The organism is Bradyrhizobium sp. SZCCHNRI1009 (assembly GCF_032487575.1).
Classification (GTDB): Bacteria; Pseudomonadota; Alphaproteobacteria; order Rhizobiales; family Xanthobacteraceae; genus Bradyrhizobium.
Map to the genome: position 1 here is coordinate 76,671 of NZ_JAUEUL010000005.1, position 21,453 is coordinate 98,123.

Annotated in this window: 17 protein-coding genes; 9 read left to right on the top strand and 8 right to left on the bottom strand. The window is 67.3% G+C overall.

All coding sequences use genetic code 11. The features are described from left to right. Nucleotides 1-345: 345 nt before the first annotated feature. The 3 genes from QX010_RS11380 to QX010_RS11390 form a co-directional block, all read right to left on the bottom strand. Nucleotides 346-1,728, bottom strand: coding sequence for a M20 family metallopeptidase (locus tag QX010_RS11380; protein WP_316179529.1), 1,383 nt, complete (start codon nt 1,726-1,728; stop codon nt 346-348). A 702-nt stretch (nt 1,729-2,430) separates the two neighbouring features. Beyond that, on the bottom strand, nt 2,431-4,095 hold the full coding sequence (locus tag QX010_RS11385) for a thiamine pyrophosphate-binding protein (protein ID WP_316179531.1): 1,665 nt from the start codon (nt 4,093-4,095) through the stop codon (nt 2,431-2,433). A gap of 213 nt (nt 4,096-4,308) precedes the next feature. Then, on the bottom strand, nt 4,309-5,433 hold the full coding sequence (locus QX010_RS11390; protein ID WP_316179533.1) for an alkene reductase: 1,125 nt from the start codon (nt 5,431-5,433) through the stop codon (nt 4,309-4,311). A gap of 100 nt (nt 5,434-5,533) precedes the next feature. On the opposite strand from QX010_RS11390, the gene QX010_RS11395 reads away from it, so the two are divergent. From QX010_RS11395 to QX010_RS11405, 3 genes are all read left to right on the top strand, one after another. Further along, nucleotides 5,534-5,923 (top strand): winged helix-turn-helix domain-containing protein, encoded by a 390-nt coding sequence (locus QX010_RS11395; protein ID WP_316179535.1) that lies wholly within the window; start codon nt 5,534-5,536, stop codon nt 5,921-5,923. Between the two features lie 152 nt (nt 5,924-6,075). After that, nucleotides 6,076-6,927, top strand: a complete 852-nt coding sequence (locus tag QX010_RS11400; protein ID WP_316179537.1) for an SDR family NAD(P)-dependent oxidoreductase — start codon at nt 6,076-6,078, stop codon at nt 6,925-6,927. Nucleotides 6,928-7,337: 410 nt separating this feature from the next. Next, nucleotides 7,338-8,921, top strand: coding sequence for a hypothetical protein (locus tag QX010_RS11405; protein ID WP_316179539.1), 1,584 nt, complete (start codon nt 7,338-7,340; stop codon nt 8,919-8,921). Here the strand turns inward: QX010_RS11405 and QX010_RS11410 are convergent. The 4 genes from QX010_RS11410 to QX010_RS11425 all read right to left on the bottom strand — a co-directional run bounded on the left by QX010_RS11410 (nt 8,848) and on the right by QX010_RS11425 (nt 12,534). Then, nucleotides 8,848-10,122, bottom strand: a complete 1,275-nt coding sequence (locus QX010_RS11410) for a hypothetical protein (RefSeq protein WP_316179541.1) — start codon at nt 10,120-10,122, stop codon at nt 8,848-8,850. The two genes, QX010_RS11405 and QX010_RS11410, sit on opposite strands and share 74 nt — an antisense overlap. Next, the gene (locus QX010_RS11415; RefSeq protein WP_316179828.1) at nt 10,119-11,123 is read right to left on the bottom strand and encodes a hypothetical protein; all 1,005 of its coding nucleotides are present in this window, start codon (nt 11,121-11,123) and stop codon (nt 10,119-10,121) included. The genes QX010_RS11410 and QX010_RS11415 overlap by 4 nt, the downstream gene beginning before the upstream one ends. Nucleotides 11,124-11,503: 380 nt before the next feature. Beyond that, nucleotides 11,504-11,779, bottom strand: a complete 276-nt coding sequence (locus tag QX010_RS11420; protein WP_315721840.1) for a YiaA/YiaB family inner membrane protein — start codon at nt 11,777-11,779, stop codon at nt 11,504-11,506. Nucleotides 11,780-11,835: 56 nt separating this feature from the next. Then, entirely contained in the window at nt 11,836-12,534 is a 699-nt protein-coding gene (locus QX010_RS11425; RefSeq protein ID WP_316179543.1) for a PspA/IM30 family protein, read from the bottom strand. 103 nt (nt 12,535-12,637) lie between these two features. Here QX010_RS11425 and QX010_RS11430 point away from each other — a divergent pair, with 103 nt between their 5' ends. From QX010_RS11430 to QX010_RS11445, 4 genes are all read left to right on the top strand, one after another. Further along, nucleotides 12,638-13,255 carry a TetR/AcrR family transcriptional regulator gene (locus QX010_RS11430; protein WP_316179544.1) on the top strand — a complete coding sequence of 206 codons (618 nt, stop codon included), beginning with the start codon at nt 12,638-12,640 and terminating at the stop codon, nt 13,253-13,255. Nucleotides 13,256-13,637: 382 nt separating this feature from the next. Beyond that, a complete protein-coding gene (locus QX010_RS11435) occupies nt 13,638-15,272 on the top strand; it encodes an ABC transporter substrate-binding protein (RefSeq protein WP_316179546.1) in 1,635 nt (544 codons plus the stop codon). A 252-nt stretch (nt 15,273-15,524) separates the two neighbouring features. Further along, on the top strand, nt 15,525-16,544 hold the full coding sequence (gene trpS / locus QX010_RS11440; RefSeq protein ID WP_316179548.1) for a tryptophan--tRNA ligase: 1,020 nt from the start codon (nt 15,525-15,527) through the stop codon (nt 16,542-16,544). 22 nt (nt 16,545-16,566) lie between these two features. Continuing rightward, nucleotides 16,567-16,911, top strand: a complete 345-nt coding sequence (locus tag QX010_RS11445) for a hypothetical protein (protein ID WP_315801861.1) — start codon at nt 16,567-16,569, stop codon at nt 16,909-16,911. Nucleotides 16,912-16,949: 38 nt separating this feature from the next. On the opposite strand, the gene galE is transcribed toward QX010_RS11445, so the two are convergent. Next, nucleotides 16,950-17,945: a UDP-glucose 4-epimerase GalE gene (gene galE / locus QX010_RS11450; protein ID WP_316179550.1), complete on the bottom strand. Its 996-nt coding sequence runs from the start codon at nt 17,943-17,945 to the stop codon at nt 16,950-16,952. 602 nt (nt 17,946-18,547) lie between these two features. Between galE and QX010_RS11455 the strand changes: the two genes are divergently transcribed. Together QX010_RS11455 and QX010_RS11460 are read left to right on the top strand one after the other, a co-directional pair. Further along, entirely contained in the window at nt 18,548-19,681 is a 1,134-nt protein-coding gene (locus QX010_RS11455) for an HlyD family secretion protein (RefSeq protein WP_315801859.1), read from the top strand. Continuing rightward, nucleotides 19,668-21,293, top strand: a complete 1,626-nt coding sequence (locus tag QX010_RS11460; protein ID WP_316179552.1) for an MFS transporter — start codon at nt 19,668-19,670, stop codon at nt 21,291-21,293. Before QX010_RS11455 ends, QX010_RS11460 begins: the two co-directional genes overlap by 14 nt. Nucleotides 21,294-21,453: the final 160 nt, after the last annotated feature.

Here is a 21,453-nt window from a genome sequence, read left to right on the forward strand (position 1 = left end):
GATCGCCGGATGCTTGCATAAACCACAGCGAACTCAAAATGGCCCCCGCCCCCGGACGATCTCCGGCCGGACGAGCGCGGGCACCATAGACCGCCCCGCGGCGGGACGTCCTCGGACGATTGCGACAAATTGCCTGTCCCGCGTCCCCTTCGACAAGACGTTCGGGCTGAAACGGCAGCGCCGAACGTCGGGATGGTAAACTACGATCAGCTCGCATGCCCCGCGACCAGACGAAAGTTGCAGGCGGACGGTTCCCGCACGCGGCACGCCCCTCACTCCGGCTCAGGCGGCGGGAGGTGAGCACCAATGATGCCAGGCGATGTGTGCTCATGCCTCCTTCTCGGTTCACAGCGGCTTCCGCAATTCGCCAAGATCCCAGAACAGCCCGGCCATCAGGCCGAGCGCCTCCTCCGTGACATCCAGCAGAATGTGTTCATCCGGCGCGTGCTGCGAGCAACCCGGATAGGAGTGCGGCACCCACATGGTCGGCATCTTCAACACGTCGGCAAACACGTCATTGGGCAGCGAGCCGCCGAAGTTCGGCAGCACGGCGGGCGCCTTGCCGGTGCTCATCCGGATGGAGTCCGCGGCCCATTTGATCCAGGGACTGTCGATGTCGGCGCGCGAGGCCATGAAGCCCTGCGTCATGCTGACCTCGATCATCGGGAAGCCATGCGCAACGAGTTGGTTCTTCACGTCCTCCACGATGCTGCCGACCTTGGTGCCGACGACGAAACGCAGCTGCAGCACGGCGCGGGCGCGGCCGGGGATCGCATTCGCCGGCTTGTCGATATTGCCGGAGGAGATCGCCAGCACCTCGAGCGTGTTCCAGGCATAGAGCCGCTCCGCCGGCGTCAGGCCCTCCTCGCCCCAATCGTCCGACAGCGCCGGCTCGTCGGCGGTCGGCTCGACCCTCACGTCGGCGAGGATGGCGCGGATCGCGTTGGTGAGGCGCGGCGGCTTCAGCGACTCCAGCTTGATGCGGCCCTGGCCGTCGACCAGCGTGGCGATGGCATTGGCGAGGATGGTGGCGGGATTGGCGAGCACGCCGCCCCAATTGCCGGAATGATTGCCGCCCTCGCGCAGATTGACGTCGAGATGCAGCCGGATGCCGCCGCGGCAGCCGAGAAAGATGGTGGGGCGTGCGGTCGACAGCCGCGGGCCGTCGGAGCCGATGAAGACGTCGGCCTTCAAGGCGTCGCGATGCCGGTCGGCCACCTCTGCGAGGTCGGGCGAGCCGATCTCCTCGCCCATCTCGATGATGAACTTCGCATTGAAGCCGAGCTTGCCGCCGCGGGCCTCGCGCACCGCGCGCAGCGCCGCCAAGTTGATGCTGTGCTGGCCCTTGTTGTCGGCGGTGCCGCGGCCATAAAGACGATTGCCCGCTGGCGTCACCGCCCAGGGATCGCGCCCGTCGCGCCATTCGCCGGCCATGCCGTCGACGGTGTCGCCGTGGCCATAGCTGAGCATCGTCGGGGCGCTGTCGCTCTCGTGGTAGGTCGCGATCAGGAACGGCGACTTGCCGCTCGGCGAGGGCACGATCTCGGAGGAAAAGCCGAGCGCGGCAAAGGACGGCGTCAGCTCGTTGGCCAGATACGCCGCGAGGTCGTCCTTGCGCTCGGGATTGAGGCTCTCGGTGCGATAGGCGACCCGGCGGCCGAGCTCGGCCAGGAAGTCACCGCTCGTCAGGCTTTGACGGGCACGGGCGATTGCATCAATCCTGGTCATGGCGCTTTTCCAGTCACAACGAAGGCGGCGTCATATCGGGATCGTGGGCCGAGCGAAAGAGGCTGGGTTTGAATTCAATGGGTCAGCGCATGCGTCTCGGATTATGGAACTGCCATGCCTGGGACTTGACGCGTCGGGCAGCATTGTCGCCGTCCCCGACTTACGCGCTCTCGTTCTCGCGGTGCGGTCGAGCACCCGAGCTATTGGCATGAACACCCTCACGAGACGGAGGGCGCGGGGAATGCCGGGTGAAGGCCTCACCCATGGCCCGCCTGCAGAAAGAAAAGCAGGCGGCAGTCACCACAGGTTCAGCCGAGCATCCGGCATTCCCCGCGCGACGGTTTTCACGCGTATAGCGTGCTCTCCCCGGTGTCCGGCTTGATAGCCACCGTCATCGGCGGGATCATCACCCGCGACTTGGCACCAGCGTCGGGGTGCCAGGACCACACGCCTTTGCGTCCGCCAGATGCCGTTCGTCGGCGCGGGCTTCCCCACGCTGCGGCATGCCGACAGCCGTCGCACCCCACCTCGCGTGTCGTGACGATCGCGATGCGCCCCTCCGTATGAGGCGGGATTTCGGAAATAAAGCATATCTTCGGGTATTCGTAAAGCGATTTCTTTAGCGGCTGCTCATGAAGTCGTCATTCCCCGGAATGACGACTGTGGTCGTGGATGGACCACCCCTCTCAGCTTGACGCCTGCTCAGTTCACCGCGTTGCTCACCATCACCTCGATCAGCTTCGCGCCCGGCCGCCGGAAGGCCCCCGATAACACCGACTTCAGCTCGCGCGGATCACTGACACGCAGCGACTCACAGCCGAGCGACTTGGCCAATCCCGCAAAATCCACCGGCGGATCGACAAAATCCATGCCGATATAGTTATCGTCGCCGTGGAACGACAGCAGCCGCTGCTTGATGATGCGGTAGCCGCCATTGTTGACGATGACCACCGACAGCGGCAGCTTGTGATGCGCTGCGGTCCACAGCGCCTGGATCGAGTACATCGCGCTGCCGTCACCGGAGTAGCACACGACCGGGCGGTCGGGATTGGCGAGGCTGACGCCGACCGAGGCCGGCAGGCCCCAGCCGATGCCCCCCGAGGCGAGCGCGTGATAGTTGTAGCGGTCGCGATACGGCCACAGCGCCGTCATGTAGCGCGCCGAGGTCAGGCCTTCGTCGACCAGGATGCCGTGCTCCGGCATCGCCTCGGCGACCTGCAGCGCCAGATAGTCCGGATCGATCGGCGTCCGCTCGCGCGCCGCTTCGATCTGCGCGGCCAGCGTGCGGCGTCGCGCGCTCCAGTTCTTCGCGGACAATTCGGCCACACGCTCCTGCGCACGCGCCTGCAGGGCCGCGCCGCCAAGATCGCGCAAGAGCGGCGTGAGCTGAAGCAGCGTCTCGCGAACGTCGGCCTTGAGCGCGATCTCGGCGCCGAAATTCTTTCCCAGTTCCCAATCGACGAGACCGATCTGCACGATCGGCAAGCCCTCCGGCAGCGGCTCGATCTCGCTGTGCACGGACATCCGCAACGGATCGGCGCCGAGCACGATCAGCAGATCATGCGGCGCCAGGAGATCGCGGACCTGCTTCTGCGCGCGCGACAGCGAGCCGATGTAGCAGGGATGCTCGGAGAGGAAATGTGCGCCATAGGGCGCGGACTGCTGATGCACGGGTGCGCCGATCGCGCTGGCGAACTCCGCGGCGGCCTGCAGCGCATCGCTCTTGACGATCTCGTCGCCGGTGATGATCACCGGCCGCTGCGCCTTGAGAATGCGCTGCGCCAGCCCCTGCAACGCGTCCGCGGTCGGCCGCACGCGCGCATCGACCCGCGTCGACCGGCCGAGCTCGATGCCGGCTTCGGCATTGAGGATATCACCGGGCAGCGAGATGAAGACGGGGCCCGTCGGAGGCGTGGTCGCGACCTTGGCGGCGCGCCTGATGATGCGCGGCAGGTCCTCCAGCCTCGTCACCTCGACCGCCCATTTCACCAGCGGCTCGGCCATCCGCACCAGCGGACCGTAGAGCAATGGCTCCATCAGGCCGTGGCCCTGCTCCTGCTGGCCGGCGGTGAGGATCATCGGCGTGCCGGTGAATTGCGCATTGTAGAGCGCGCCCATGGCGTTGCCGAGACCCGGAGCGACGTGGACGTTGCAGGCGACGAGACGTCCCGAGGCGCGGCTGAAGCCGTCGGCGATCGCCACCACCAGGCTCTCCTGCATCGCCATGACGTAGGTGAGATCGGGATGATCCTTCAGCGCATGCATGACCGGCAATTCGGTGGTGCCGGGATTGCCGAACAGATGCGTGATGCCCTCGTCCTTGAGCAGCGCGAGGAAGGCCGAACGTCCGGTGGTGCGGTTTTTCATGTTGCGGTTCCTCCGGCGACGCGGTGTTGTTTGTTGGTGCAAGCCCTCACCACGTCATGGCCGGGCTTGTCCCGGCCATCCACGTCGGTCGGCACGCTTGGATGGACGTGGATGCCCGGGACAAGCCCGGGCATGACGATGTGGAAAGAGACGAGCGAAGAGCGTCGATCATCGTACGCTTCGCTCCTCGCAATGACGTGGAGAGAGCGGAGGCTACGCCTCGGCTGTCTCCTGATACACCGGATAATCCGTGTAGCCCTTCTCCTCGCCGCCGTAGAAGGTCGGGCGGTTGTAGGGCGTCAGCGGCCAGCCGTGCTGCAGGCGGGCGGGCAGGTCCGGATTGGAGATGAAGTAGCGGCCGAAAGCGATGGCGTCGGCATCGCCCGCCTTGATCGCCGCCTCCGCCGGCTCACCGGTGAAGCCGCCGGCGCCGATCAGCACGCCCTTCCAGATCGGACGGAACAGCGCCAGCGCCGACGGCACGTTCTGCCAGTTGACGTCGGCGCGGCCGGCGCCGGAGGAGCGCGGCTCGATCAGATGCAGATAGGCGATGCCGAGCCTGTTCAGCGCCTCGATCGCATGCGTGTAGAGCGGCATCGGGTCGGCTTCGCCGGAGCCGTTGGCGATGCCATAGGGCGACAGCCGCACGCCGACCTTGTCGGCGCCGCAAGCGGCGATCACGGCTTCCGTCACCTCGAGCAGGAAGCGGCAGCGGTTCTCAATGGAGCCGCCGTAGCGATCGGTGCGCTGATTGCTGCGCGTCTGCAGGAACTGCTCGATCAGATAGCCGTTCGCACCATGCACCTCGACGCCGTCGAAGCCCGCCGCGATCGCGTTGCGCGCCGCCTGGCCATAAGTCGCGACGAGCGCGGGGATCTCGTCGGACTCCAGCGCCCGCGGCGTCTCGTAGGCCGCCGGCCTGCCGTCCGCCGTCATCGCCTTGAGATCGTCGCCGATCGCGATCGCCGACGGCGCCACCGGCAACGCACCGCCCGGCTGGAACGAGGAATGCGAGACGCGGCCGACATGCCAGAGCTGCAGGAAGATGAATCCGCCCTTGGCATGCACGGCGTCGACGACCTGCCTCCAGCCGGCGATCTGTGCCGTGCTATAGATGCCCGGCACGTTCGGGCTACCGGTGCCGGTCGGCGCGACCGGCGAGGCCTCGGCGATGATCAGCCCGCCCGGCGTGGCGCGCTGCGCATAATAGTCGACGTTGAGCGGCCGCGGCGCGAGCGTCTCCTTTGCGGCGCGCATGCGGGTCAACGGCGCCATCACGACGCGATGCTTGAGGTGATAAGGACCGATCGTGAGCGGTGAAAACAGCGCAGGCAGCATTTCGTCCCCAGATGTCGTTGCGATTGTCGATTGGCATCATCTTGTTCGCAAAACATGATGGTGGCAATGTCCGCCCCACGTCAGTATGAGCAGACCCTCCATGCCGAAAGCGAACGCCCTGCCCTCGCTCAGCCTGCGCATCGATCTCGATGACGGCAGCCGGATCGGGCCGGGCAAGATCGCGCTTCTGGAGAACATCGCGCGGCACGGCTCGATCTCAGCGGCCGGGCGCGCGATGGACATGTCCTACAAGCGGGCCTGGGACCTCGTCGACGAGATCAACCGGGTATGCCGGCAGCCCGCGGTCGCGCGGCAGACCGGCGGCCGCAATGGCGGTGGCGCGGCGCTGACGGCGTTCGGCGCGCAGCTGGTCGAACGTTACCGGCGCATCGAGCGCGACGCGGCCAATGCCGTGAAGAAGGATCTCGCCGCGCTGCGCAGCGACATCGAGAAGCCACGGAAGGCCCGCGCGGCCAGAACCGCGTCGTAAGCCGGTTCCAGCCGACACGATGCATCTGTGACCGGACTGATGCGCCTCGCGTTGTAGCCGCAAAAAACCCGTCTTGCCGTCAGCCGGATGATCTTGCGGCCGCGCCAGGACGTCATACACCAACATCTCATCGTCATGCCGGAGAACCTGCCGTGTCTCACCCTGCTCTGTCCGCCGACCACACCGCCGTCATCACCGGAGGCGCCTCCGGCATCGGGCTCGCCGCCGCCATGCGCTTTGCAGAACGCGGCATGAACGTCTGCCTCGCCGATATCGACGAGGCCCGGCTGCGCGACGCCGCCGCCAAGCTCTCGGCCGCAGCCAAGCGTGGTGAGGCTGCGGTCATGACCGCTACGGTCGATGTGAGAAGCCGGGACAGCGTGGTCGCGCTCGAAACGGCGGTGCGGCAGCGGTTCGGCGCGATCGACGTGCTGATGAACAATGCCGGCATCCAGCCGGGCAGCAAGATGCTTGCCGACGACAATTGGCAGCGCATCCTCGGCGTCAACCTGTGGGGCATCATCCATGGCGCGCAGGTGTTCGCCCCCGGCATGATCGCACAAGGCCGGGCGGCGCTGATCATCAACACCGGCTCCAAGCAGGGCATCACCACGCCGCCCGGCGATCCCGCCTACAACGTCTCGAAGGCCGGCGTGAAGGCGTTCACCGAGGCGCTGCAGCACGAGCTGCGCAACACGCCCGGCTGCCAGCTGACGGCGCATCTGTTCATTCCGGGCTTCGTGTTCACGCCGCTGACCGCCAATGGCCGCGTCGAGAAGCCGGCCGGCGCATGGACGCCAGAGCAGACGGTCGACTTCATGCTGGAGCGCGTCGCGGCCGGCGACTTCTACGTGCTGTGCCCTGACAACGACGTGCCGCGCGCGCTGGACGAGCGGCGCATCCTGTGGGCCGCGGGCGACATCGTCGAGAACCGGCCGCCGCTGTCGCGCTGGCATGCCGACTACGCCGACGCATTCGCGGCCTTCGCAAAGAAATCGCCATGATCCGGCCACATCGCAGCGGCGGCCCGTCGTTGCTCCGGATCTCAGCATCATTTCGCCGGACGCGTCGGATCGTCGCAAGGCGCTCCGCGTGCATTCGGAACGTCCAGCATCGACCGAATCGCGACGGTCGAGCGCTCTTGCAACTCACTGATTTGCCGTGGCGCGACATCGCCGCGGGTCGCGTGCTCTTGAAGCGGCCCCTCACCCGTCAAGCGGTGAGATGTCGCAGCTCTGCGGCAGCGCCCCCCGTATGCCGCACGACAATCTGACGCAGACGCATTCCACATTCCTTGCGCGAAGCAGCCACGAAGCGGGCAGCAGATAGCCCGCATCATCCGCACCCGCGTCAGCCGCGCCCCGTTGCCTCGGCTCATCCGCAGTGGTGCGCAGCCTTGGGGAGTACGTCGGACATGTCGCACCATCATCGTCACCATCACGACAGTCACCACGATCACCATCAGCACAACCACCACCATCATCATCACAATCATCACTGCCAGCCGGCGCCTGCGCCGATGCCGCCCACGCCGACACCTCCCACACCCACGCCACCGACGCCCGCGCTCGGCTTCGCCGACCTCGGCGTGGTGTTCAACGACGCGACGCGCTTTCTGGAAGGCGGGCTGTGGCGCAACGTGGTCGACGAAGGCGGCCAGGGGCTTGGCAGCGTCTACAACTACACCGGCGATCTCACCGTGATTCAGGACGGCCTGAAGGCGATGGTCGCCGCCAACCAGTTCACCGGGCAGACGCTGACCAACGTCAACAAGATCCTCGCCGACATCACGGTCGCGCAGGATGCCGCGATGGCGTCGGTGACCGGCGGCGGCGCGTTCGGCAGCATCGCGGCCGCGGAGACCGCGCTGCGCAACGCGCATCTCGACATCCTCAACGTCGTCAACAACGATCCGAACCTCGCCGGCAAGGCCACCAACGCCGATGGCGTCACCGGCTTCCTGCAGGCGCCGGCGCTGCTGCCCGAGGGCGTGACGGCCGCAACCGCCGCCAAGGGCACGCTGGCCGAGCTCGGCCTGATCTTCAACGACGCCGCCAACCGGCTGATCGGCGGCGTCAACGACAGCAATGTCGACATCATCCAGGACGATGTCGACGCGCTGATCGCCGGCCTCAATGCGCTGGTCGCCGCCAATCCGCTGCAATTCGGCGGCCTGACCGGCGTGCACGCGCTCGCCATCATCGACCAGCTCGCGCTCGTCAACACCCACATCAACGGCGCGGCCGGCAATGTCGACATCGGTCGCGCACTCAACGACGACTTCCTCGACATCATCGACATCATCGCCGGCGACACCAATCTCGCCAACATGGCGCAGCAGAACGGCCTCAACGGCTGGACCGGATTCGGCGACTTCCTCAATCCGACGCCGGCCTATCAAGACAACCAGGCGCAGACCGATTTCTGGGCCATGTTCATCGCCCAGTCGAACGCGCTCGGCAAGGCGGCGATCGCGGCCGTCAATGCCGGCGACGCCGCCGCGATGGCGCAGGTCACCGCCGACCTGATGACGTTCAAGAAGGACGTCACCGATTTCGACGCGGCGCAGGGCGGCATCTTCCAGGCCCGCTTCGACAACGAGCTGCTCGGCGACCAGAGCACGCTCGGCGCCGAGATCGCCAAGATCCTCGAGGGCTTCCAGGCCGGCAACAAGGCGCTGGTCGCCGCGGCCGCCGACCAGATGCACCAGAACGCAGCCGATGTCGGCGGCAACAACATCCCGGTCAATGGCGGCGCCTACAATGTCGACGGCACCACGATCGGCCAGGTGCTGGCGACCACCGGCGGCGGCAACAGTGCCGACGCCGCCGCCGTCCTGGCGGCCATCACGGCGGCGCCCGCCTCGAACGTGATCATGCTGGCGAGCGCGGCGCCCGCCGCCAGCGCCGCTCCGGCGACCCTCGTCATGGACGGTCCGATGATGGAAGGGCCGATGATGGACATGTCACAGCATCAGCATCATCACATGTGGGCGTGATCACGTCTCGCTCAGGCGCCTGCACCAGCAGGCGCCTGACCAGCGCGAGCGCGGTTTCCGTGGCCGGATCGGCCGAGATCACGGAGACCGCGAGCACGATGAGATCGACCGGCCGGTGCGACAGCACGATCACATGCGTCGCATGCCGCGCATCCATCAGCGCCACCATGCGCTCGACGGCCGGGTCGTTGGCCGCCCGCCGCCACGGCGCATCGGCCCGGCGCAGCACCCGGCTCGACGCGAGAAAGTCGCGCAGAAGCGGCGGATCATAGGCAATCAGCTCATCCTCGCGGCAACGGCGTGCGCTCTCGAAGACCGGCTGGCGCGTGAGCTCGGCGATCAGAGCGTCGCGTGTCGCCGCATTCGACGCCCCGATCGAGTCGAGCACGCCCGGCTCGCGGGCTTGCAGCACCGCGCGCAAGGCGTCCCCGATCAGTCCGATCGTGAGCACGCCGGCCACGGCGACCGCGCAGAAACGCATCAGTTGCGCAGCGTCGACCTCCGGTGAGAGCGCGGCCGCGGCAGCGCCGAGCAAGGCGGCGCCGAGGATCCGCAACACTGTCAGCAGCCCGCTTTGGCGCTGCGTCTCCGCGCTGGCGCCGGCGATCAGGATCGCGGTCACCGCCAGCAGCGCGCCCAATGCGCCGAGCCGCACCGGCATGCCCGGCGCCAGCACGCGAAAATCTGTGATGATGAAAGGGATGACCATGATGGCGCCGAAGGCGACGCGATCGATGGCGCGGTTCTCCCACGCCAGCAGGCTCGCGCGGTCGCGGCGAAGCAGCAGCCAGGCGCAGGTCGCAAAGCCCGCGAGCTGAAAGGCTGACAGCACGATTGTGTGGTGGCTTTCGAACGCGACCGGACCGAGCGCGCCGGCGATCGCGAGAGCCGCGCCGCCGGCAAGGGCAATTGCCTTGAGCATGCGATGCGCGTGCCGGCGCAGCAGGCCCTCCGTCACCACCAGCGCGCCGAGCGGGATCAGCGCCGCCGGAATCAGCGAGAGGCGGTCGAGAAAAGCATTGTCCATCCACCAGGCGATGCCGCGCAGCAGGAACAGCGAGGCGACCGTCCCGAGCAGAACGACGAGCCGCGCCGTCAGCGGTCCCCGGGGATCGCGCCGGTGCAGCATCGCGGCGGCCACCGCGAGGCCGATCGCGCCGCAGAGGTTGACGATGGAGTCGGCAACGATGCCGGCCGTCATGGCGTGGGCTCGCCGGTCGGCAGGCGCGGACGCAAGGTGCCGAACGTCCTGGTGTCGTCGAGCCAGTGCACCAGCGGCAGGATCATCCGCTGCAGCGCCAGCACGGCCGAGGTCGCCAGCAGCGCCGGCAGCGAGTCCGAGGGGATCTCGCGCAGCAGATAGCGCCGGGCGGCGGCGAGGTCGATCCGGCCGAGCTGCAGCAGGTCGTCGCCCCTGGTGTAGTCCAGCTCGCGCGCACAGAAGCCGTTGTAGACGGGGTCGCGATGCTTGGGCGCGTCGTCATACGTCTTCTTGAGCGCGTCGGAGCCGCCGGTATAGGCGTTGGTGATGACGAAGCGCTGTTCGTCGAACCCGGCCTCGTCGCCGACGCCGAACACCGCCCGATGCGCCCGCATGATGCCGCGCGCGAGCTGAAGATGCGCAAAGCTCGGCCGGGCCTGCGGCAGCGGCGACGGATAGACGTCGGAGAAGGTCTCGCAGACCATGCCGGCCACCGCCGGCACCTGCGTGACGTTGGAGATCCATTTCGGCCGCAGGCCGTCACGGATGAACAGCAGCAGCGTGGTGAGGCCGTAGAGCACGCCGGAAAGGCCTTTGCCGCGCGCGTCCGGGTCGACCATCACCAGTCCGAGATGCAGCACCTGCTGGGCGTCGCCGTCGCGCTCGACCTGCATCACCGCGAGCGCGTTGAACGCGATCGGCCGGCCGCCCGCCTCCTCCGACACCACGGTGATGATGGCGCGCGCGAGCGGCTCGCGCTGGCCTGAAAAAATGCCATAGGTGAGCTCGCCGGCCGGCAGCGTCTTGCCGGCGATGGTGCGGAGATCGGCCACGAGCGCCGCCAGCGCCGCATCATCCAAGGTCGTCCCCGGGCTCTCGACGATGCGCGTGCGCAACTCCGCGTGGGTTCGGAGCGACAGGTCCATCGCCTCCTGGCCGAGCGCGGTCAGCCAGAAGCTGATGCCGCGTCGGATACGCCCCACTGCTGCGACGATGTTCACTTGTAGACCCACCCGCCAGACCATGCCTGCCGTCACCGGCATCCTAGCATCATGGCCAGATCCGACTGACCTAACCTGACGCCGTTAATGCACGATCATGATGAGAGGCGGAGCGGCGGCAAAGGTAAACGCAGTCTGAATGGCAGCCATGCTTGGGCCGCTCCATCCCTGCCTTGTTCCATGAACGTCCTGCCTCCACGCCGTCATGGCCGGGCTTGTCCCGGCCATCCACGCCGTGCGGCGCCCTCGGAAAAACGTGGATGCCCGGGACAAGCCCGGGCATGACGGAGTAACCAATTGAACGCTTCTGCGTCGCATGCATCTCGTCCGATACGATCGATGCCATAGACCGAGGAAGCAAGGGGGCTGCGACTGCCGGCTTACGCCGCCTTCGACACCTCCATCAGCAGGCGCTCGGCGCGGGCGTCCTCGATGCGGTTGACGAGCTTGCCGCTCTCGTGGCGGTCGCGCAGGGTCTTGGTCAGGGTGACGCAGGTCTGCACCAGCATGACGATGCCCATCGTCAGATAGCCCTTCATCCAGAGATCGATCGGCATGAAGAAGACGCCGAGAGCGACGAGGAAGGCGGAGGCGCCGAACGAGGCGTAGGAGAAGGTGATGAAGGCGCTGCTGTGCGGCTGGGTGTTCTGGTTCATGGTCGGCTCCTATGATGGCAGTGGTTGTTGATGCGTTCGATCGGGGGTGACGAAATTCAGTTGGCCGGGGCGGTGCGGCCGGCCTTCAGCCGCGCCAGCACGTCGTCGGCAGTGGTCTTGATGCGCGGGCCAAAGCCCTGCTCGGCGAGCTTCTCGGCCGTGGTGATCGGCCCCGTCGCGGCATCGAGCTCCATGAGCGCCTCGTCCGCGGCTTGCGCCTCGATCTGCCGCTCGCGCAGCCGTTTCAGCGTCGCCTCGGCCTCGGGCAGCGTGCACTCGTAAGGACGCGCCGCCTCGATGCCGCCGCGGCGCAGATTGCGCACGGCCTCGGAGGCGCGCGCGATCCGCCGGCCGCGATCGAGCTCGGCAATGCGCGCCTCGGCGTTGACGACATGCTTCTTCAGCCTGGTGATCTCGGTCGCGAACAGCGCCCGCGCCGTCCGCGCCGCGTCACGCTCGGCCTCGAGGCCGGCGATCGCCTGCGCCGCCTCGCGGGCCAGATCCTCGCGGCCGCCGTCGAGCGCTGCGGTGGCGCGCACCTCGAGATCGGTGATCCGCGCCAAGGTCGCCTCGAGCCGCTTACCCTCCTGCTGGTCTTGCGCGATGGCCAGCGCCAGCGCGCGCTTGCTGCGTTCGACAGCGGCGGCGGCGTCACGCAGCTGCTGGTCCAGGATCACCAGTGCGGTACGGTCCTGCAGCTCCTCCTCCGCGACGGCCACGGTGCCCCGAAACAGCGTCAGAACGGTCTTGAACATTGTGAACTCCCTGTTATGAGCATCGCTCATAGGATTTCTTCTAGCGCAATCATGAGCGGCGCTCAAGGATTATTTTGAGCGACGCTCAATATTTTGGTCGACAATGTCCAAGACACTGGAAAGACGCGCAAAACAGCGCGAAGCCCTGATCGAGGCTGCCGAGCGGATGATCCGCACGCGGGGTCTCGCCGGCCTGAAGACGCGCGATCTCGCCCAGGAGATCGGCGTCGCCAATGGCGCGGTCTACAATCTCGTCGCCGATGTCGACGAGCTCGTGCTGATGGTCGGATCACGCACCCTTGCGCGGCTCGATGCCAACCTGTCCACAGCCGAGGGCGCGGGCCCTCCCGGCCCCGAGGCTGCGCTGGTGCGCATCGCGATCGCCTATTGCGACTTCGCCGCCCACAATCTCGAGCTCTGGCGCGCGCTGTTCGAACATCGCATGGCGCCCGAGAAGCCGCTGCCCGACTGGGCCATCGCCGACCAGATGCACCTGTTCCGTCACATCCACCAGCCGCTGGCGGCGTTGTTTCCGCAGCGCTCGTTCGACGATATCAGCGTCACCGCGCGCAGCCTGTTCTCGGCCGTCCACGGCATGGTCGCGCTCGGCTTGGAGCAGAAGCTGATCGCGGTGCCGCTCGCCGCCTTGCGCGCGCAGATCGCGACCATGGTGAAGGCGATGGTGACGGGACTGGTGGCGGAGGAGAAAGCCGGCCACTGACGAGAGGCTTTGCGCCGGGCGAACAGCATCGTCGGCACCTGATGCCAACCATCAGGCTCGACTGCTTCACGTCTACTTGTTGTCTTAGCTAATTGCCCTCATGGCGGCGCAGCTCTCTCGTTGTTCAGCCGGAATTGACGGCGCGAACAAACAACCGCCGCATTGCTTCGCAGTATCATGTCGACGTTCGGACTTGTTCCAGACAACATGTCTGGGACAGTCGAGCCACCAGCACGCGATGATGAGTGCTGGTCCTGTGACGTGCGCAGATCTCGACGCATGGCCACACTCATCCGGCCGGCAGAACCTGCAGCGCATGACGGCCGCGCGATCAAGAAGAAAACTCCAACGAGTCCATGACGCGCGAGCCAAGGGGGAAATCGTGAGACATTTGCGTGCGCCCAATGACGACCGCGATCCGCCATTCCCGTCCGGCTACGACGACGGCCGGCGTCCGATGTATGAACAATCGTGGCGCGACGAGCACGACCGGCCCACGCCCGCTGAATTCGCGTCGCGCTACGGCGTGCAGGAGGTTCCTCCGCCGCCACGGGAGCGGCGGTTGCTCGGCGTGCTGAGCGTGCTGGGGCTCGTGGCTGTCGCCGCTGGCGTGGCCGGCTTTGCCGCGATGCGGCTTCCGACGCGGTGGACCGCTGCGCTCTCCGCCAACGGCAGTGCGGAGGTGACGACGCCGGCAACAGTCGCCCCGCCGCCGGTCCGCGCCGCGCAGACAGTCGCGCCGGTCCAGGATGCTTTCCCGACCGGAGCGTTCGCGAGCGCCCTCCCCGTGGTCACGCCAGACCAGAGCATGCCGCTCAGGGAGGAGGACCGCACGCCGAAGTTCGACACGCGGATGGCCAATGCCGCGGCGGCGCCGCCGACCAGCACGCGCCCCCCGGTCCAGGGCGTGACCGACACCGAAATCAGCTTCGGAATGGCGGCGCCGTTCTCGGGTCCGGCCCGGGAGATGGGCCATCAGCTCAAGCTCGGCATCGACCTCGCCTTCGCGCAGGCCAACGAGGAAGGCGGCGTGCATGGCCGGCAGCTCAAGCTCTACACGGCCGATGATGCCTATGAGCCGACGCGGACGCTGAACGCGATGAAGGAGCTCTACGAGCAGCACAAGGTGTTCGGCTTCGTCGAGAACTACGGCAGCCCGACGGCCCTGATCTCGGTGCCCTACGCGCTCGAGCACCATGCGCTGTATTTCGGCGCCTTCACCGGGGCTCCTTCGCTCCGCCGCGACCCGCCGGACCGCTACGTCTTCAACTACCGCGCCGGCTACGCCGAGGAAGCCCATGCGCTGGTGAACTATCTCGTCAAGAGCCGCAAGCTGCGACCGCAGGAGATCGGAGTGCTCACCCAGCAGGACGCCTATGGCGACGCGGGGTGGGAGGGCGTCAGCAAGGCGATGCACGCGCTGCGCGGCGGCGCGGGCGACGCCTTCCGCATGAGCTACAGCCGCAACACCGTCAATGTCGACGAGGCCATCGCGCAACTCCGCCGGCAGAAGCATGCGATCAAGGCCGTCGTGCTGGTCGCCACCTTCCGCGCCGCGGCCAAGTTCATCGAGAAGACCCGCGACCTCTATCCGGACATGACCTACGCGACGATCTCGGGCGTCGGCAGCACCGGCCTCGCCAGCGAGCTGATGGTGCTCGGCCCGCGCTATGCCGACGGCGTCATCTGCACCCAGGTCACGCCGGCCGTCGACGGCTACGCCTCCGTCACCCTGAACTACAAGAAGGCGCTCGCCAAATATTTCCCCGGCGAGCCGGCGGACTACTCGTCCCTGGAAGCCTATCTCACCGCCAACGTCCTGATCGAAGGGCTGCGGCGCGCTGGTCCCGCCGTCGACACCGAGTCGCTGGTCGACGTCCTCGAATCGATGCAGAACTACGAGCTCGGCGTTGGATCGAAGGTGAGCTTCGGCCCCTCCGATCACCAGGCGCTGCACAAGGTCTGGGGCACGCAGCTCGACAAGACCGGCCAGTATCATGCGATCGATCTCGAATAGACGGAATGGCCGGATCGCGCCGCGCTCGGCGCATGTCAGCGGGTTGCGTCGATCCGCGATTTCGGCCATATCGGTCCGATGATCAAGACCGAGACCCTGCGCGCGAACATGTGGTGGCGCTCCATCTAGGAGCGGCACGGCCTCGTCTTTGATCGCCCGTCGCCGCCGTTCATCGGCCTGCGACGCGGTTCTTGTCATCAACAGCATCGAAGAGCTCGATCGAGCGGCGGTTCTCACTCCTGGAGAACCACAATGCGTCCCTCAGTGCCAGACCGTCCCGTCATCCTGACCGGCGACAGAACCACCGGCCCCCTGCACCTCGGCCACTATGTCGGCTCGCTGCGGAACCGCGTCGCGCTGCAATCCACGCATCGGCAATTCCTGCTGCTGGCCGATGCCCAGGCGCTCACGGACCACGCCCACGATCCGGCCAGGGTAAGCCGGAACGTCCTGGAGATCGCGACCGACTATCTCGCCGTCGGCATCGATCCGGAGATGACGACCATCTGCCTGCAATCGCATTTGCCGGCGCTGGCTGATCTCACGCTGCTCTACATGAACTTCGTCACGGTGGCGCGGCTCGAGCGCAACCCGACCATCAAGGACGAGATCCAGGCGCGCGGCTTCGGCCGCGATATTCCGGGCGGCTTCCTGTGCTATCCCGTCGCGCAGGCCGCCGACATCACCGCCTTCAAGGCGACCATCGTGCCGGTCGGAGACGACCAGGCGCCGCTGATCGAGCAGACCAACGAGATCGTCCGCCGCATCAACCGCCAGGCGGGCAGCGAGGTGCTGCCCGAGGTACGCGCGCTGATCCCGAGCGTCGGGCGCCTGCCCGGCGTGGACGGCAAGGCCAAGATGAGCAAATCACAGGGCAACACGATTCCGCTCTCCGCCACGGCGGACGAGATCCGCGATGCTGTCCGCCGCATGTTCACCGATCCCGGCCACATCAGGGCCGCGGATCCCGGCCGCGTCGAGGGCAATGTCGTCTTCACCTATCTCGACGCGTTCGACGACGATCCTGCGGCTGTTGCGGACCTCAAGGCGCGTTATGTCCGCGGCGGCCTCGGCGACAGCATCGTGAAGCGGCGGCTCGATGACGTGCTGCAGGCCGTGGTCGCGCCGATCCGCGCCCGGCGTGCGGCGTTGGCGCGTGATCCCGGCCATGTTCTCGATATCGTCAGGCAGGGCACCGAACTGGCGCGTACCGTCACCGCTGCGACCTTGCGCGAGGTCCGCGATGCGCTGGGTCTGTTCACGCTGCAATAGCTCTCGAATGATGAGGCCGCATGTGCCGCCGGATCGAGACCAAAGCGCGGCGGCATTTACCGGGCGGAAACCGTTGCTGTCGTTGAATGCGAGCATGGCTCAGTTGCGCATGGAAGTTCGCGATTCGGCCGGCACCATCCTGCCGGGCTATGGCGACGCATTCTTCGACCTCAGGCTCCCCGGCGATCACCGCCGCGTGGCGCAGACGCTGCTCCAGATCATTCGCGGCGACGATTTCCGCTCACCGGTCCACAGCGTCCACTTCTTCCGGGGCGCTTCCGAGATCGGCTGCTGGTCGGTCGACGACGAGCGCGCGGAGATGAGCTTCGTGGACGAATTCGCGCACACGCCGCCGGCCGCGGCGTAACAACTTCCCCGACAAGCTCCCGACACGCGGCATCGGCCTCATGCGATCCGGGGGTGCGCGGTCTGGTGCCAGCTCCAGGCCGAGCGGATGATCGTGCCGAGATCGGACCGATGCGCCGCGAAGCCGAGCTCCTGCCGGGCAAGACGCGGATCGGCGACCAGGACCGGTGGATCGCCGGCGCGGCGCGCGCGCACCACCAGCGGGATCCGCTCGCCGGTCTCCCTGCCGATTGCATCGACGATCTCGCGAACCGAATGGCCGCGGCCGGTGCCGAGATTGTAGGTGCCACCCGAACCGTTCTGCAGCAGACGCTCCATCGCCGCGATGTGGGCTGCCGCGAGATCATCGACGTGAACATAGTCGCGCACGGCGGTTCCGTCGGGTGTGTCATAGTCGGTGCCGAAGATCGCGAAGTCCGGCACATGGCCGAGGATCGCCATCAGCGCCCGCGGGATCAGGTGCGTCTCGGGATCGCGCAGCTCACCGATCAGGCCTGACGCGTCGGCGCCGCCAGCGTTGAAGTAGCGCAGCACGATGGCCGACAGGCCGTAGGCCGCCTGATAGTCCGCCAGGATCTGCTCGATCATGTATTTCGAGCGGCCGTAGGGATTCAGGGCCGATCCCGCGGCGCTCTCGGGAATCGGATCCCGCCCGGCGTCGCCATAGACCGCGCCGGTCGAGGAGAACACCAGCCGCGCGCAGCCGGCCTCGCGCATGCCCTGCAGCAGGCGCAGGCTGCCGGCGACGTTGTTGAGATAGTATGCCTCCGGATCGGTGACGGATTCGCCGATCGTGCTCGGCCCGGCCAGGTGCATGACCGCGCCGACCCCGTGGGCGCGGATGGTGTCAGCCACTCTGGCGCTGTCGGCGATGTCGCCGACCACCAGCGGTCCCCACCGCACGAAGCGGCGATGGCCGGTGGACAGATTGTCGTAGCAGATCGGCACGTAGCCGGCCCCGGCAACAGCCTTGCAGCAATGAGCCCCGATGTAGCCGGCGCCTCCGGCAACCAGGATCGCTCCGTTGTGACCCATGCATGAAGGCCTTCTGATCAGCGAACGGCTGGACCCAGTCGCGGATGCGAAATGTGACCCAGCGCGGCGACCGCTGCAACCGGGCAGCGCGCCGGCCGGCGTCACCGACAACCGCTTGGCGGCACGCCGCTCTGCGCGCTCTTAACGGTCTTGCACCCCGGCCGGTCGTCCGGTGGCGGTCAGGTGATGCCGAATAGCTGATGTCACGCGATGGCAGCACGACATCTAGCCGTGAACAGACCTCGTACCCGGCTGCGCCGCTGATTCGGACGCGGTTCGTTCAAGTCGCGTTCTGAACGTTAACGTGAGCGCGCGCGACGTCGCATTCTGGGACATCATGCGCGGGCTGGTCGCGGCAGCGAGTGCAGCGCCGATGTCGTTGGCGCGGTCGCGGCGCGGCGATCGCGGGCTGTGCCCGTGTGCTCAACCTGCTGGCCTGTTAGCTGTTTCATCACGGTCCGATCGCCTGCCGGTTCCGTTCGGCGCGCAGATGTCCATGCCCCGCGGCGCATGGCTCACAACCCAGAGTCCAGGTGGCACGCGGCGCAGAATGGGGTACGAGTCGTCGGACTGATCAGCGTCGGCCGATGCAGGAGGCTCCCTTGAGTGAAACACCTGGTAACGTCGACGCGGCGGCGCGCGCTGCATCGACGCCGCCCCCCTCGTCCGCCGCGGCGCCCGGGCTCTGGGCGCGTCTCGGCATTCCGCTGCTTGCGGTGATCGCAGCGCTCGCCTTCGTGGCGCTCGCGACCACGCGCTGGAACGCCTGGACCGGCAACGCAACGACCCAGTCGACCAACGATGCCTATGTGCGCGCCGACCTGACGCAGCTCTCGAGCCGCGTGGCCGGCGAGGTGACGAAGGTTGCGGTCAGCGATTTCCAGCAGGTCAAGGCCGGCGACCTGCTGGTCCAGATCGATCCGGCCGACTACGAGGCACAGGTATCGCAGGCCGAGGCCAATGTCGAAGCGGCGCAGGCGGCGCTCGACAACCTCAGCAACCAGGTCGAGCTGCAATACGCGACCATCGCCCAGGCCGAAGCGCAGCAGGTCTCGGCCGGCGCGGCCGAGGTGCAGGCCAGGCAGGAGGAAGAGCGCCAGCAGTCGCTGTCGCAGAGCGAGGCAGGGACCAAGCAGCGGCTGGAACAGGCAACGGCCGCCTATGCCAAGGCACAGGCGGACGTGCGCGCGAGCCGCGCGGTAATCGCCGCCCAGCGCCACCAGTTGGAGGTGCTCACCGGCACCAAGAAGCAGCGCGGCGCCGATCTCGCCGGCGCCAAGGCCGCGCTCGCCGCGGCGCGGCTCAAGCTCGGCTACACCCGGATCACCGCGCCATTCGACGGCGTCGTCGGACAGCGCCAGGTCCAGGTCGGCGACTACGTCAACATCGGCAGCAGCCTGATCGCAGTGGTGCCGCTGCCGCATGTGTTCGTCATCGCCAACTACAAGGAAACGCAGCTCACCCATGTCGCGCCCGGCCAGCCGGTCGAGGTCACCGTGGACTCGTTCCCGGGCCAAAGGCTGCATGGCCGCGTCGAGCGGATCGCGCCGGCCTCCGGCTCGCAATTCGCGCTGCTGCCGCCCGACAACGCCACCGGCAACTTCACCAAGGTCGTGCAGCGCATTCCGGTCCGTATCGCCCTCGACGGCGACCAGCCGCTGCTCGCGCGGCTGCTGCCGGGCATGTCGGTCGAGACCCACATCCGCACCGCCGGCCAGGCCGATGGCACCAAGTGAGACCGATCGCGGACCGCTGTCGCGCGGCGGCCAGGCGGCGCATCCGCTGTTTGCCGTCGGGGCGGTGCTGCTCGGCTCGTTCCTGGCGAATTTCGACAGCCGGCTGACCTCGGTCGGCCTGCCCGATCTGCGCGGCGCGTTCTCGCTCGGCTTCGACGAGGGCGCTTGGCTGTCGACCGCCGCGATCGGCTCGCAGATCTTGATCGCGCCGGCGGTGGCGTGGCTCGCGACCGTGTTCGGCCTGCGCCGTGTGCTCGGCATTCCCAGCCTGGTCTACGCGGTGCTGTCGCTGATCATTCCGTTCGTGCGCGACTATCCGACCTTGATCGCGCTCGCGATCCTGCACGGCATGCTGCTCGGCACCTTCGTGCCGGCCACGCTCATGATCATCTTCCGCAACCTGCCGATCCGCTGGTGGCTGCCGGCGATCTCGATCTATGCGATCCGGGTCGGTTTCGCGCTGGATACCTCGACCTCGCTGGTCGGCTTCTATGTCGAGCATCTCGGCTGGCAGTGGCTGTACTGGCAGGGCGTCGTGCTGGCTCCGCTGATGGCGCTGATGGTCTATCTCGGCACCCCGACCGAGCCGGTCAACCGCACGCTGCTCGAGAACGCCGACTGGGGCGGGATGCTGCTGCTCGGCAGCGCCGTGGCGATGATCTATGCCGGGCTCGACCAGGGCAACCGGCTCGACTGGCTGCAATCGGGCACGGTGATGGCGCTGCTATCAGGCGGCGCTGTGCTGTTCGTCCTGTTCCTCGTCAACGAGGCGCTCGCCCCGCAGCCATGGGCGCATTTCAACGTGCTGTTCTCGCGCAACATCGGGCTGTCGCTGGTCGTGATCCTGCTCTACACGCTGACCAGCCTCTCGAATGCGTCGCTGGTGCCGAACTTCCTCGCCACGATCACGCAGTTGCGGCCGGAGCAGAGCGGCTCGCTGCTGTTGTTCTACGGCGCGCTGCCGATGATCGTGCTGGTGCCGCTGTCGATCGTGCTGCTTCGCCATCTCGATCCTCGCATCGTCGTCGTGCTCGGTCTCAGCGCCTTCGCGGCGGCCAATCTGCTCGGCACCCAGATCACCCATGCCTGGGCGCGCGAGGATTTCATCGTCATCGTCGTGCTGCAGTCGATCGGACAGGCCCTGACCTTGCTGTCGATCATCATCCTCGCGCTGTCGAATTCCGATCCGGCCCGCGCGACCTCCTTTGCGGCCTACATCCAGGTGATGCGGCTCGGCGGCGCCGAAATCGGCGTCGCCCTGATGGGAACGTGGCTGCGGGTGCGCGAGCAGGTGCATTCGGCCTATCTCGGCCTCAACATCCAGAGCGGCGACCTCGACGTCGCGCGCGCGCTGCAACGGCTGACCGGCTATTTCGCCGCGCATGGCGGCGGCCAAGCCAAGGCGCGCGCCGTCGGGACCTTGGCCGCGCAGGTCCAGCGCGAGGCCAACGTGCTCGCTTATCTCGACGCGTTCTGGCTGTGCTTCTGGCTCGCGATCGCCGCGCTCCTGCTGGTCGCCCTGATCACGCGCGCGCCTCCGGGCCCGTTCTCGCCGACACCGATCAGTCTGAGGGCGGCGTGGATGCGACGGTTCGGATCGTCGACGACGTGAGCGGGCCCGCCCCCGCATGCGGGGTCGTAGCTTTCTCTCCAACGACGCCGGCGCGCCTCTGCGCCTTTAACCTTCTCGCGAAAGCCGAGCCGCGCGATCAGGATCGCCGGCGCTGCATGTTGCGCGCCATCTCGGAGAGATACGACATCTAGCCGTGAAC